Consider the following 13,105-nt stretch of genomic DNA (forward strand, 5'->3'; position numbering starts at 1 on the left):
GTATCTCTTGGAAAATGTGTTTGTAAGGCTAAAGTATCTCAGCGTCATCGCATCAGGATGCGGCAAATTGAAATGTAACTTTGAGAGTCTTATCGCTTCGTTTTGGGCCTTCATTTGGTTGCCCTGTAGAAATGGCAACAGCCCATTTCTGAACAGCTTATTATCTCTGCAAAAATTAATTTGCCGTCTGTAGGTATTTTGCGAGTTGGAGTCCCCCATTTAATCGACTATCCTTCTACTTAAACACTAACAGGAGATTCCCATGGACAGCCCTAATCTTGAGCAAGCACTTTCGGACTGGCGCGACCTTTTAGGTAACGATTCCGTTGTCACCTGTAAGGAGTTTTTGCAAGCGGCAGAAACCAATTGTACGGCGCTAAGGAATCAATCACCTGCTTTGCTCCGGCCTGATTTCACCTCAGCCGTTCAGCAAATAGTTCAGATTGCCGCGAAATATCAAATACCTCTTTATCCTTTCAGCACCGGTTGTAACTGGGGCTATGGCTCAAAAAACCCTGCTCAAGACCACTGTGTCTTGGTGGATTTATCACGGATGAATAAAATTCTGGACTTTGATAAGGAAACAGGTTTGCTCACTATCGAGCCTGGAGTTACCCAACGCCAGCTTGATGCTTATTTAAAGCAGCATGACCATCCTTATCTGATTCCGGTTACCGGGGTTGGGCCTGATTGTAGTCTGGTTGGAAATGCCTTAGAGCGAGGCTACGGCATCACCCCTTATGCTGATCACTTCGCCGCGGTAATGGGACTGGAAGCTGTGTTGCCCAACGGAGAAATTTATCGCTCCATGCTTTCAGGCTTGGGAGGTGAGGCGGTTGATAAGGCTTTTAAATGGGGGATGGGGCCCTACATGGACGGTCTTTTCTCGCAAAGTAATTTTGGGATTGTCACCAAGATGACGATCGCTTTGGCGCCAAAGCCGGAGCGAGTTGAAGCGTTTTTTTTCAGTGTAAAAAAAGCTGACGATCTAGGGTTGGCGGTTGAAAAAGTCCGGCAGGTGTTGCGTGAGGTGGGAACTGTGACGGGTTCTATCAACCTGATGAACAAACACCGGGTATTGTCGATGTCGGAGCCTTACCCAAAAGACCGCTTGGGCTCGGATGGGTTGATTCCGGAAGATGTGCTGCAACAGCTTATGAAGCGCAATCAGGTCATGGAATGGACCGGTGTGGGTGCTATTTATGGCAATAAGAAAGTTGTTGCTGCGGCGAGAGGGGAGATTCGAAGAATATTAAAGCCTGTCGCCAAACGGCTTGTTTTTTTTACCCCGGGTTTAGTGAAATTCATGCATGGCGCCGCGCAGGCTTTGCCAGTTATCCGCGACTTACATTTAGTTAATGTGTTGGGGACGTTGAATAAAACCATGCAATTGTTTGCGGGAGAGCCAAGCGAGATTGCCTTGCCTCTGGCCTACTGGCGGTCAGGTGCCATGCCGACTGATGGTACCTCGATGAATCCGGATAAGGACGGCTGTGGGCTTATTTGGTATTCGCCGCTTTTACCCATGAAGCCCGATTTAACTCGTGAATATGTCGAAATGGTGAAATCCATTTGTATCAAACACAGAATCGAGCCGTTGATCACGTTGACTAGTATTTCGGATCGCTGTTGGGACAGCACCATTCCAATTTTGTTTGATAGGCAAGACGCAAATGAGGTTGCCAGAGCGCATGCTTGTTATCATGAACTGTTAGATACGGGGCGAAAACATGGTTTTGTGCCTTATCGTCTCGGTATCCAGTCTATGGATTTGCCGGCTAAGGAACATGCCGTTCCTGATGTTTTGCGTTCTCTAAAGCAGGCTGTCGACCCAAACAATATTATTGCCCCGGGTCGTTATGGCTTATAGACAAACTGGGGGTCGCTGGGTTTGGCTAATAAAGCCAACCCAGCATCTAGCTGGCTTGCTAGTTTTTAATCGAATCTAGCATGGCTTCGGCGAAAACTTTGTGAACCTCTGTGGTTGGATGGATTTCATCCCAAAATATCAAACCGTTTCCTGCATCGAAAGGCACTATTGAACAATTGTCTTGAGTCAATACGGGACTATAGAGACATCCTGCCGCAGGTCCTGCTACAACCTGATCATCTCTAACGATCAAGGATTTGGTTATGGAGTAAATGTCGACTTTATAGATTTTGATTTTAGGTAGCTTTGCAAGTTCTCTCAATTCTATCCTTAGCCTGTTGTTGTGATCGATAGTTTGGAATGAAAGGAGGTCGAGAATTTCCGGATGAGGATTTGCGGGGTCTTGGTAAGCTATGAAATTAGCAATCGGTACTTCACTTAGGTCAGGGAGATTGGGCACTAGAAAACGGCGAATCCCTGAAGCATACAAGTTACGAATCGATTTGCTGATATTGTCGACAACTTGTTCTGTAGGAATCACGATTCCCTTGCCAAATTGATTGAGATAATCGTTTGCTCCACTCCAAACAAAAGCCAAAGAGTTTTCAACAAAGCTGTCATTTTTTATGACCTTGAACATGCCTACTTGCCCTAGTAGGCCGGTCACATTAAATTGTCCTAGTACCGAATTGCCGAAACTAGTTTCAGAGCCACCATAAGCAAAGCTTATGGCTAGGTTTTTATTTGGTTTCAGCGTAAGTTTTTCTGGAGAGAGCGCCAATATAGGTTTTACTTTAGACGAGTTGCCGAGTGACTTCCAGAATTGTTCAGCGGCATTTGGACCGTTCGAAAATCTACCGTTGAAATATCGCTTTTGGGGAGGGACGGGTATGGGAAGTCCTGAGGCGGATGTCTGTATATAAACGTTGCCGGTGTCCGATAAGCTATCACCGAAAACATAAAGATTCCGGTTGTTCTCCGCCAAGGCTGAGTTGCTGAGTTGCAACGATATTAAGGTAAATAAAATAAATCGTAGCATTGAAGTTTTCATTTTTTCTTCTCCCTAATAGGGTGGCAGGATTAATGGTAAGTTATTGATCACTAAAGTTTTTATAAATATTTTTTTATCTCGCTCCCTTGCCCCACAAAATAACCTCCACCGTGCTCAGCATTATCGTCAAGTCCAGAAACAGGCTGTAGTTTTTGACGTAATACAAATCAAATTGCAGTTTTTGTCGGGTATCGTATTCGCTGGCGCCATAGGGGTAACATAGTTGCGCCCATCCGGTGATGCCGGGTTTAACCCTATGCCGTTCTTTATAATAAGGAATATTCTCTTCGAAGCCTTTTACGAATTCCGGTCTCTCAGGGCGCGGGCCGACAAAGCTCATATCGCCTTTTAGCACGTTTAGCAGTTGCGGCAGCTCGTCTATCCGATATTTACGAATCACTTTGCCGACGCGAGTTACGCGGTCATCGGTTTGGCTAGCCCATTGCGCGCCATTTTTTTCAGCGTCGATACGCATACTGCGAAATTTAATGACATCGAACGGAATGTCCCGATAGCCGACACGTTTTTGCCGATAGAAAACCGGTGCACCAAAGCCGCTTTCGATATAGATCGCCAACATGGTGAGGATCATTAGCCACCAACTGACGGAGAGTAGCAGCAGACTGGCTAGAATATCGAAGCTGCGTTTGACGATGGGGCGTAAACCGCCACTCACAAAACCATCGGAAAACATCAGCCAGCTTGGACTCAGCGCCTCCAGAAAAACCAGCCGTTGCTCTCTCTCATAGAAAGTTTGCAAGTCCATGATTTGCACGCCGGACATTTTGATGTCCAGCAGTTCCTCCACGGGTAGTTTTTTTCTACGATCATCGACAGCGATGACTATTTCATCGACGTTAGCGGCTTCGACAATATCGGTTAGCCTGATTTTTTCGTTGAGCGCAATCGCATGGGGTACGCTTATGGGTTCGTCCTCCAGCGTGATGTAACCGACTATTTCAAATCCTCTATAAATATAGCTGGAATTAACGACGCTGAGTTCTCCCGCTCTTTGCCCACAACCCACCACTAACACCCTGCGTTTTAAATTATCCAGATTGACGAAGCGATAAAATAAATAACGTGTTAACAGCAGGCCCACAAAAGAAAAAATAATTGCGGAAATCAGGACACTGCGTGCCAGCATCAAATCGGGAATGATGTAATAGATGAACGCCAGTATAAAAACCGCAACGGCAAAGCTAAAGCTAATGCGCTGGAGAATATTGTATTCTTCTTTATCCAGTGTTTTGCGGTACAAGCCCAAACCGGAACAGCTGGCGATAAACACCACTGCGTAAACCGCTGCTGCAGCAGCGAGTTCGGATTGGGAATACCAGGATGCTATATATAAAAATCTGAGGCCAGCGCCGCAATACATAGCCAGATAAAACACCAAAGATTCAACTATAAGTAACCAAAGGTAGGCGGTGGAAATGTAATGTCGAAAAATTCTTATCATGTGAAGGCTACCGCTAACTCCTGGATAATCACTATTTGACGATATTCTGTTTTAGAAGCGTCTTGATATGTTCAGCGGGAATAGCATAGGTGATGCCGCTGGGATTGGATATGGCATTTTCTTTGCTGCCCTGTACAAAGACTTTGTTAATGATACCAACAACTTTTCCGGAATTGATGTCGTACAAGGGGCTGCCGCTGTTGCCGGGGTAGGCGGTGGCGTCTAATTGGAACACATTGAAGGGCGTCTGTAGTCGTTTCAGCATGTTGACGTTTAACTGCCGAGTGGCGATTGCCGGTATGGCGTTGGGTGAAATAGCCGAAATAATGCTTCTGTGCGTGACCGGATACAAACCCAGCACCATGCCTATTGGGTAACCGGTGAATGCATATTGCTCGCCCTCCCGCACTATTAATGAGTCACCGATTTCCAGTGCGGGTAAAACTCCGCCGTCTACCTTTAGCAATGCCAGATCGTGATCTTCATCGGTTACGGTCAGTTCTGCAATTTGCATTTGTTCTTTTTGCTCGTGGCGATAAAAAACCGCATAACGTTCGAGGTGCTCTTCGTCTAGTTTTTTTGCGGTTACGTGAGCGTTGGTAACCACTTTTCTGCCGTCGGCAACGGCGAAGCCGGTGCCCAGGAATACCGCACGCGGGTTTCGTGTTGGCATATAAGTGCCGATGGCTACTATTCCGGGTTTGACTCGGGCAAGAATCTCGGGGAGGTTAACTTCATCGGCATGGCTGGTGGCGATGGCGGATAGTCCGATAAATAGCGCCAAGAGATAAAGTATTTGGTTTTTCATGGCTGGAGGAGTTAAGGGGCCTTAATTGGTAGAGCTTGGAAAGTTTAGTCTAACTTAGCATGAATGCGGGCGTCGTCGTGAATTAACAGTTGTTTACACTTTGGTAACAGTCAGGCACCGGCTTAGATAGCGCTTGATGTCCACCTGGAACAGCGCGCGTGGGCATTGACCCGGTAAAATTATATACCCAGTGAACTAGTTGGTTTCTTTTGAGTCTTATTTTTCGGAGATAGTAAGACAATTCCCGGTAGTGTCTGGCAGTGGTGTATCAGCGGGTTTGAGATTAAAAAACGCAGGTCGCTGGCCATCTGTTAAATCGCTACCGGTTTTTTTATGCTTATATCAGACCGATTCTGTTTGAAAATCGTTGTTCTTCCAACACAAAACCTCCGCGCCATCCGGTTTCCAATCCGCCAACACGTAGCGTTTGGCCGGCCGGCCATCCAGCATAAATTCGTGTAATTTCGGTCGATGCGTGTGTCCATGAATCAATGTACAGCAACCATACTTGCGCAGGCTTTCGGCCACCGTATCCTGGTTGACATCCATAATATCCAGGGTTTTGCCGCGTTTATGATAATAGCTGCGCAACCGATACCAACGTGCCGCTATCAGACCGCAGCCACAAAGGTTTGGACAACACATTTTGTTGCCATTCCGGGCTGTGCGATTTGCTGCGAAAAGCCTGGTAAGCCAAGTCGTCGCTACAGAGTAAATCGCCGTGGGTTAGTAAAATTCGCTGACCATTCAATTCGATAATCGCATATTCATCCAACAAACGGATACCGGTTTCCCGGCAGAAATCTTGACCCAGCAAAAAATCGCGGTTGCCCTGCAACAGAAAAATCTCGGTGCCGGCGTCGCTAAGTTGTTTGAGAGCGTTTTTGATGGACGGGATAGGCCGGGTATTGTCGTCGTCGCCGATCCAGGCGTCGAACAAATCGCCAAGGATATACAGCGATTTTGCCTCAATGGCGCGCTGCTGCAAAAAGCCCAAGAAACGCCGGGTGATCTCCGGTTTTTCCAAAGCCAGATGCAGGTCGGAGATGAAGAGTACGTCTTGTTTCACGTTAAGTAACAGCGGTTTCCGCCCAATTACCGGCGGAAACCGCTAATTATTATTCGATAACTTCGGCTTTTTCGATAACGATGTCCGTTTTTGGTACATCCTGATGCGGGCCGCGATTGCCGGTGGCTTGTTTGGCCATGGCATCGACGACATCCATGCCTTCGATCACTTCTCCGAATACTGCATAACCCCAACCGCTGGGGCTTGGGCTGGTGTGATCCAGAAAGGAATTGTCTTTATAATTGATAAAAAATTGCGCGGTTGCCGAATGCGGATCGTTAGTACGGGCCATTGCCAAGGTGCCGCGTTTGTTTTTCAGGCCATTGTCGGCTTCGTTCTTGATCGGAGCATTAGTTTCTTTTTGTTTGAATGAGGTATCGAAACCGCCGCCTTGGGCCATAAAACCTGGGATTACTCGGTGGAAAATGGTACCCGCATAAAAGCCCTGTTTCACATAGGCCAGAAAGTTGGCGGCGGAAACCGGTGCTTTTTCGTCTTCCAGTTGAATGACGACGTCGCCCAGTGAGGTGGTTAATTTGACTTTGCTATGTGTGTTTGACATTTTATTTTCTGTTGCAAATGAAAGGGTTGAGAATAAAAACAGCATCAGGTAAACCAGGGTGGTGCGCATTAAAAGCTCCTTAATCTCGCTGCAAGCCGCGAATTCTATGTGTTTTTATCTTGAAAGAGAAGCCGAAATCTTGATAGATTGCCAGATGTTTCGCTGCATCCATCTACCATCGACATGCTGAAAATCTACAACACGCTAACCCGAAGTAAACAAGAATTTATTCCCAAGCAGCCAGGTAAAGTCGGCATGTACGTCTGCGGCATGACGGTTTACGACTACTGTCATATCGGGCATGCGCGGGTCATGGTGGTGTTCGATACGGTTGCCCGTTATTTGCGCCATGCCGGTTATCAGCTTACCTACGTAAGAAATATTACCGACATCGACGACAAGATTATTCAGCGCGCCAATGAGAATGGCGAGGCGTTTACCGCATTGACCGAACGCTTTATCGATGCGATGCACGAAGACGAGCGCGCTTTGTCGGTGTTGCCGCCGGATATTGAACCAAAAGCCACGCAATCGATTGCCGACATCGTGAAGATGATTTCGACATTAATCGAGCGTGAGTTTGCCTACGTCGGTAGCAATGGTGACGTGTTTTATGCGGTAAACCGCTTTGACGGCTACGGCAAGCTGTCCGGTAAAAATATCGAAGACTTACAAGCCGGTGAGCGGGTGAATGTCGATACCGCCAAACGCGATCCGCTGGATTTTGTACTGTGGAAAATGGCCAAGCCAGGCGAACCTTATTGGGATTCGCCATGGGGGCAGGGCAGACCGGGCTGGCATATCGAATGCTCGGCAATGTCCACCTGCTGCCTGGGCAATCATTTCGATATTCACGGTGGTGGCATGGATCTGCAATTCCCGCATCACGAAAACGAGATTGCCCAGTCGGAAGGCGCCACCGGCGAACCCTTTGTGAATTACTGGATGCATAACGGGTTCGTGCGGGTCAACGAAGAAAAAATGTCCAAATCGCTGGGCAATTTTTTCACCGTGCGCGAGGTGTTGAAACAATATCGCCCGGAAGTGATCCGCTTCTTCATCCTCTCCAGCCATTATCGCAGCCCGCTGAATTATTCCGACGAACAGCTCGACGAGGCGGGTGTGGCTTTGGCTCGTTTGTATACAGCCTTGAGAGGTGTCGAAATTATCGATGTGGCTATCGATGCAGATTACTGCCAGCGTTTCGAACAGGCGATGGATGACGACTTTAATACACCAGTGGCTTTGGCTGTTCTATTTGATTTAGCGCGCGAATTAAACAAAGCCGAGGAAAAAAGCGTGCTGGCGGCAACATTAAAGCGACTGGCGGCCATTTTGGGCATATTGCAGGACGATCCGGACAGTTTTTTGAAGGGTGGGGCAGCGCCGGATGGCATGAGTGAAATGGAAATCGAGCAATTGATCGACGCCAGAAAAGCTGCCAAAACGGGCAAAGACTGGGCGCGCGCCGACCAAATCCGCGATCAATTGAAAGCACAAGGCATAGTTTTAGAGGATGTGGCCGGCGGCAACACCATTTGGCGCCGCGAAAGTTAAGGACTGTTAATGAACGAAATCAAAGATAAATCGGTAGAAACATTCCTGGACGAACTAGCCGGCAAGCAAGCCACGCCCGGCGGCGGTAGCGCGGCGGCAGTGATGGGTGCGCAAGCGGCGGCGTTGACTAGCATGGTCTGTAATTTGACCATCGGCAAACCCAAATACGCGGCGGTGGAAGAACAGATGCAGGCTTTGCTGATCGAGTCGGAAGCCTTGCGGCAAACCTTGATCGGCATGATCAAAGCCGATGTCGATGTATTTGACAAATTGATGGCCTGTTACGGCTTACCAAAAAGCACTGACGACGAGAAAGCCGTGCGCACCGAACAGATTCAAACGGTGCTCAGAGAGGCTACGCTAGTGCCGCTGGAATGCGCGAAAGCTTGCGCTAAGGCCATCGAATTGAGCCGGGTGGCTGCCGAACACGGTAATCTTGGTGTGATCAGCGATGCCGGGGTGGCGGTGATGGCGGGCTACGCCGGCTTGAATAGCGCGGCGCTGAATGTGCAAATCAACGCGGCTGGTTTGAAAGACCGGGCGTTCGCCGAAGCCCAACTTGCCGAATTGGATATTTTGTTGCAAACCGGCGAACAGGCCGCCGAGCAGATTTACCGTATCGTCAGGGAAAAGCTTTAAATCTTTCCTTAGGACGGGGCAATTTCAATCGCCCCCTCTCTGCTTAACTTGAGCGGCAGGTTTTCTAAATCTGCTTAACATTGATGTTCAAGGTCTGAATCCGATAAGCAATCTGCCTAGGCGTCATATCCAGTAGCCTGGCAGCCTTGGCTTGCACCCAGCCGCTTTGCTCCAATGCGGCAATCACCCGTTCCCGTTCGTCCATGTTTTCGTCGTGCAGATCGATGTGTTTGATCGACTGCGGAGTGCGGCTAATGCCTATTTCGTTTTCCAGTCCGGTGCTGGCAATCACGTCGCGGTCGATAATGCCTTCTTGGCTCATGATCGCCGCGCGTTCCAAACGGTTTTCCAATTCGCGGACGTTACCCGGCCAATCGTGTTTCATCAAAATGCGTATCGCACTTTCCTTGATTTCCAAAGGCCGGCCGCCTTGTTGGCGCGAGATACGGTTTAACAGAAAGCTGGCCAGTTCCGGAATGTCTTCGATACGCTCGCGCAGCGGCGGCATATTGATGGGCATCACATTCAAGCGGTAATACAAATCCTCTCGGAAATTGCCTTCGGCCACTTCCTGCTCCAGATTGCGGTTGGTGGCGGCAATGATGCGCACATTCACTTTTAAAGTGCGGACGCCGCCGACCCGCTCGAATTCGCCTTCTTGGAGCACGCGCAATAATTTGGCCTGAAACGACGCGGAGATCTCGCCAATTTCGTCGAGAAACAGCGTGCCGTTGTCTGCTAGTTCGAAGCGGCCCTTGCGTTGGCCGATTGCGCCGCTGAATGCACCTTTCTCATGGCCGAATAATTCCGATTCGAGCAAGGTGTCGGGCAAGGCGGCGCAGTTTAATTTTAGAAACGGGCCGTTGGCGCAGGCTGAGTTAAAGTGTATCGAGCTGGCCACCACTTCCTTACCGGTGCCGGATTCGCCGCGAATCAACACCGTGGTATGCCATTTGGCCACCTGGCGGATGATGTCGAACACTTTCAGCATCGGCTCGGAATGGCCGATGATGTTTTCGAAGCGGTAGTTTTTGACCAGTGTTTGTTTTAAATAGTCGCGTTCGCTAGCTAGTTCGTTTTGCTTGCGTTCCATGACACGCAACATGTTCACGCTTTGGGCGATCAGGTTGGCGACCATTTCCATGAAGCGGGCGCGTTCGCCCAAAAACGTCGAAGTACAAGGCTGCGCGGCCAAAATGCCGACCACTTCGCCTTGTTCGATGGCCAGCGGGGAGCCGATAAACGGTAAATCCGGGTTATACACGCCCAAGCGGCTTAAAAAACGCGGCTCGTCGGCAATGCGTTCCACCACAATCGTGCTGCCTTCGTCGAGGATAGCGCCGACCAGACCTTCGCCCGGTTGGTAACGCACCGAGCGGTCTATGCCTTCGCCGTAGATCTCGCAAATGCTCATGCTGTCGTCATCGACATCGCGTAGGGTAATCATGCCGAAATGCAGGCCGTTACGCTTGTGCAAAATCTCCAGGATGCCTTTCAGCTTGGTGCGCAAGTCATGCGTGCTATTCAGCAATTGACTGACCAGAAATAGCGTATCCAGTTCGGATTCAACCAGCAATAAACGATCACTCATGGATGTTCACCATCGCTAGGTTTTTTTGACAGGGAAAGCTAATTTTAAAACTACAGCCGTTTTTGTATTGCGGGTCGATTTCTATCATGCCGTTATGCTGATTGACGATTTCCTTGCTCATGACCAGTCCCATGCCGGCCTGGACGCCGGCGGTGCTTTGATTGGTGGTAAAAAACGGTTCGAATACTTTGCTCCGTTGGTTGGCAGGTATGCCGGGGCCGGAATCGGCTATCGACACGCAAACCCAATCATGCTCGATAGCCGTGCTAATTTTGATGATGCGTTCCTGGCTGCCAGCACGATTCATGGCATTGACCGCATTGTCGATCAATTGCTTGAACAACATGCGTAACTTGTTCTCCGCGCCGAGAATGTTCGGTAGCACAGGATTTGGCAGCCAGTCCACCACAATGCCGTTTGCCAAAAACTTGGTGCTATACAGCAGCATCACTTCGTGCAACAACTGATTCAAATTCACCGGCACCACCGCGGACTCCGGTATTTCCGGCACACAGCGCTGCAAGGTGGCAAGCGTTTCTTCCCCCATTTTTTGCACTTGGCCCAATAGGTCGCGGATCGGACTATTGTTGGCGTCGTTGCGTTGCGTCATGATTTGAATCGCCGCGTGAATCTGGTTCAAGGGCTGGCGAATCTGGTGCATAGCACCCAACAAAGTCTCGCGGATGCTGCGGATGTGTTCTTCTTCCGCCAACATAGTGCGCAAAGTCTGTATCTGTAGCTTTTCCTGCTGCCGGCGCAAGGGGCTGATGTCGTTAATGGTCAGCAACAAGTAATCCTTGGATTGTCTGGCAAAGAAGCTGTCGGCGCAGACGTCGTTTTCGATAAACCAATTGCCGGAGCAGGAAAACCAGCGCGTGCCCTTCAGCCCCGCACTTTCAATCCTCACCTCGCGATTGGCGAAGCCTTGCTGTCTGTCTATGTTGTCGCCCCACAAGTCGCCCATGTCTTGCTCCAGCGCTTCCAGAAAGAATAGCGCGGGCTCTTTTTTGTCGAGTTCGCTGATCAGCATCTTGTACATCTGATTATCGAGCACGACCCGTTTGTCCGAATCGAGCACCACCATCGCCACCGGCGAAGCGTTCAGTACCGATTCGATCAATTGCTTTTGGTTGTTAACTTGTTGTTCCGCGTAGTGTGCCTGGGTGACATCGCGGTGCATACCAATGTAATGACTGATGGCGCCGCGGTCGTCCAGCATCGGCGCGATGGTCAGATCAGCCAGATAGCGTTGCCCCATTTTTTGCCGATTGACCAATTGGCCGTGCCAAACCTGCTTACGGGAAATGGTGTGCCACAAATCATAATAAATCTGTCTGGGTGTGGACTTGTCGGACAGCGCTGATTCGTTTTGGCCCAAAATTTCAGCGGCGTTATAGCCGGTTACATCGGTGAAGGCCTGGTTGATGTAAAGGATATTGGCTTTTTTATCGGTGATCGAAATGGCCACCGGCGCTTGCTCTACGGCCTTAACAAACAAAGAGAAAGGCAGTGTTTTAGAGGTTTTGCCGCTTCTTGGCGATTGCCCGCTAGGGCCGATGGCTGGCGATAGTATATCGGCCGTTTCAATCTCAATCTGGCCTTGCAGGTAGTCAGGGGTGGATTTGGTCATGGCAAATGGTTCTCGCGTGTTTTTTCTGGGCTTAAGTTGGAAAAATACATGCAATTAGAGAGCCAAATGCGTTTTCGCTTAGCTGCTATTGGAAAATCCCGGCGATTTGTATGGTTTACGACAAATTTAACTGTACTTGTTCCGGCTCTGTGTTTTTTAGGACAGAGATGTTGGCGGCAAATCTTGCGGCTTTGCACTGAAATGGGGAGTTACGGCGTTTTTAAGGCGTTGGCATAAATGATGCTGTCTTGTTGCAAAACACCGGGTCGAAAACGATGAGCGAATACTTACTTCTGATATTGGGTACAGCCTTGGTCAACAATGTCGTGTTGGTCAAGTTCTTGGGGTTATGCCCATTCATGGGCGTTTCCAACAAGCTGGACACCGCATTGGGCATGGGTTTGGCGACAACGTTTGTATTGACACTGGCGTCCGCGGCCAGCTGGGTGCTGGAGCATCGTTTACTGATACCGTTCGATATCGGTTTTCTGCGCGTGCTGGGTTTTATCTTGGTGATCGCCGCGGTAGTGCAGTTTACCGAGATGGTGATACACAAAACCAGTCCGGTGATGTATCAGGTGTTGGGGATTTTTTTGCCGCTGATTACGACTAATTGCGCGGTTTTGGGTGTGGCGCTGCTTAATATCCAAGAGAAATACAATTTCGTGCAAAGCCTGCTGTTCGGCTTTGGTTCGGCAATGGGTTTTACCCTGGTGATGGTGCTCTTCGCCGGTCTACGTGAACGCTTAGCGCTCATGGCAGTACCGGCGCTTTTTTCCGGCACCCCCATCGCATTTATCACCGCCGGCATCCTGTCGCTGGCATTCATGGGATTCGCGGGGCTTTACAGCAAATAAGAGGCACAT

At 49.3% G+C, this 13,105-nt stretch carries 12 protein-coding genes; 4 read left to right on the forward strand and 8 right to left on the reverse strand.

Annotated elements, in window-relative coordinates:
• Nucleotides 1-262: 262 nt before the first annotated feature.
• The gene (locus ACH5Y9_RS01730) at nucleotides 263-1,870 is read left to right on the forward strand and encodes an FAD-binding oxidoreductase (protein ID WP_445368295.1); all 1,608 of its coding nucleotides are present in this window, start codon (nucleotides 263-265) and stop codon (nucleotides 1,868-1,870) included.
• 58 nt (nucleotides 1,871-1,928) lie between these two features.
• On the opposite strand, the gene ACH5Y9_RS01735 is transcribed toward ACH5Y9_RS01730, so the two are convergent.
• From ACH5Y9_RS01735 to ACH5Y9_RS01760, 6 genes are all read right to left on the reverse strand, one after another.
• Nucleotides 1,929-2,921: an SGNH/GDSL hydrolase family protein gene (locus ACH5Y9_RS01735; RefSeq protein WP_205451131.1), complete on the reverse strand. Its 993-nt coding sequence runs from the start codon at nucleotides 2,919-2,921 to the stop codon at nucleotides 1,929-1,931.
• Between the two features lie 73 nt (nucleotides 2,922-2,994).
• Nucleotides 2,995-4,383 carry a TIGR03013 family XrtA/PEP-CTERM system glycosyltransferase gene (locus ACH5Y9_RS01740; protein WP_171694537.1) on the reverse strand — a complete coding sequence of 463 codons (1,389 nt, stop codon included), beginning with the start codon at nucleotides 4,381-4,383 and terminating at the stop codon, nucleotides 2,995-2,997.
• Between the two features lie 31 nt (nucleotides 4,384-4,414).
• Complete coding sequence (locus ACH5Y9_RS01745) at nucleotides 4,415-5,191, reverse strand: S1 family peptidase (RefSeq protein ID WP_033155655.1); 777 nt, start codon at nucleotides 5,189-5,191, stop codon at nucleotides 4,415-4,417.
• Nucleotides 5,192-5,533: 342 nt separating this feature from the next.
• Nucleotides 5,534-5,782 (reverse strand): hypothetical protein, encoded by a 249-nt coding sequence (locus tag ACH5Y9_RS01750; protein WP_445368296.1) that lies wholly within the window; start codon nucleotides 5,780-5,782, stop codon nucleotides 5,534-5,536.
• Nucleotides 5,763-6,260, reverse strand: a complete 498-nt coding sequence (lpxH, locus tag ACH5Y9_RS01755) for a UDP-2,3-diacylglucosamine diphosphatase (RefSeq protein WP_445368297.1) — start codon at nucleotides 6,258-6,260, stop codon at nucleotides 5,763-5,765. The genes ACH5Y9_RS01750 and lpxH overlap by 20 nt, the downstream gene beginning before the upstream one ends.
• Nucleotides 6,261-6,309: 49 nt before the next feature.
• Nucleotides 6,310-6,891 (reverse strand): peptidylprolyl isomerase, encoded by a 582-nt coding sequence (locus tag ACH5Y9_RS01760; RefSeq protein WP_171694539.1) that lies wholly within the window; start codon nucleotides 6,889-6,891, stop codon nucleotides 6,310-6,312.
• A 114-nt stretch (nucleotides 6,892-7,005) separates the two neighbouring features.
• Here ACH5Y9_RS01760 and cysS point away from each other — a divergent pair, with 114 nt between their 5' ends.
• Both cysS and fchA read left to right on the forward strand, forming a co-directional pair.
• On the forward strand, nucleotides 7,006-8,379 hold the full coding sequence (gene cysS / locus ACH5Y9_RS01765; protein WP_445369866.1) for a cysteine--tRNA ligase: 1,374 nt from the start codon (nucleotides 7,006-7,008) through the stop codon (nucleotides 8,377-8,379).
• A 9-nt stretch (nucleotides 8,380-8,388) separates the two neighbouring features.
• The gene (gene fchA / locus ACH5Y9_RS01770) at nucleotides 8,389-9,018 is read left to right on the forward strand and encodes a methenyltetrahydrofolate cyclohydrolase (RefSeq protein WP_445368298.1); all 630 of its coding nucleotides are present in this window, start codon (nucleotides 8,389-8,391) and stop codon (nucleotides 9,016-9,018) included.
• 64 nt (nucleotides 9,019-9,082) lie between these two features.
• On the opposite strand, the gene nifA is transcribed toward fchA, so the two are convergent.
• Both nifA and nifL read right to left on the reverse strand, forming a co-directional pair.
• Nucleotides 9,083-10,609: a nif-specific transcriptional activator NifA gene (gene nifA, locus ACH5Y9_RS01775; RefSeq protein ID WP_171694541.1), complete on the reverse strand. Its 1,527-nt coding sequence runs from the start codon at nucleotides 10,607-10,609 to the stop codon at nucleotides 9,083-9,085.
• Entirely contained in the window at nucleotides 10,602-12,239 is a 1,638-nt protein-coding gene (gene nifL, locus ACH5Y9_RS01780; RefSeq protein WP_445368299.1) for a nitrogen fixation negative regulator NifL, read from the reverse strand. The genes nifA and nifL overlap by 8 nt, the downstream gene beginning before the upstream one ends.
• 275 nt (nucleotides 12,240-12,514) lie before the next feature.
• Between nifL and rsxA the strand changes: the two genes are divergently transcribed.
• On the forward strand, nucleotides 12,515-13,096 hold the full coding sequence (rsxA, locus tag ACH5Y9_RS01785; RefSeq protein ID WP_026147191.1) for an electron transport complex subunit RsxA: 582 nt from the start codon (nucleotides 12,515-12,517) through the stop codon (nucleotides 13,094-13,096).
• Nucleotides 13,097-13,105 lie beyond the last annotated feature (9 nt).

The sequence above is a fragment of the Methylomonas sp. BW4-1 genome (assembly GCF_052474385.1).

What these genes read in the sequence shown, in the direction of transcription:
- ACH5Y9_RS01730 (WP_445368295.1), top strand. Translation starts at nt 263, where the DNA reads ATGGACAGCCCTAATCTTGAGCAAGCACTTTCGGACTGGCGCGACCTT.
- ACH5Y9_RS01735 (WP_205451131.1), bottom strand. Translation starts at nt 2,921, where the DNA reads ATGAAAACTTCAATGCTACGATTTATTTTATTTACCTTAATATCGTTG.
- ACH5Y9_RS01740 (WP_171694537.1), bottom strand. Translation starts at nt 4,383, where the DNA reads ATGATAAGAATTTTTCGACATTACATTTCCACCGCCTACCTTTGGTTA.
- ACH5Y9_RS01745 (WP_033155655.1), bottom strand. Translation starts at nt 5,191, where the DNA reads ATGAAAAACCAAATACTTTATCTCTTGGCGCTATTTATCGGACTATCC.
- ACH5Y9_RS01760 (WP_171694539.1), bottom strand. Translation starts at nt 6,891, where the DNA reads ATGCGCACCACCCTGGTTTACCTGATGCTGTTTTTATTCTCAACCCTT.
- cysS (WP_445369866.1), top strand. Translation starts at nt 7,006, where the DNA reads ATGCTGAAAATCTACAACACGCTAACCCGAAGTAAACAAGAATTTATT.
- fchA (WP_445368298.1), top strand. Translation starts at nt 8,389, where the DNA reads ATGAACGAAATCAAAGATAAATCGGTAGAAACATTCCTGGACGAACTA.
- nifA (WP_171694541.1), bottom strand. Translation starts at nt 10,609, where the DNA reads ATGAGTGATCGTTTATTGCTGGTTGAATCCGAACTGGATACGCTATTT.
- nifL (WP_445368299.1), bottom strand. Translation starts at nt 12,239, where the DNA reads ATGACCAAATCCACCCCTGACTACCTGCAAGGCCAGATTGAGATTGAA.
- rsxA (WP_026147191.1), top strand. Translation starts at nt 12,515, where the DNA reads ATGAGCGAATACTTACTTCTGATATTGGGTACAGCCTTGGTCAACAAT.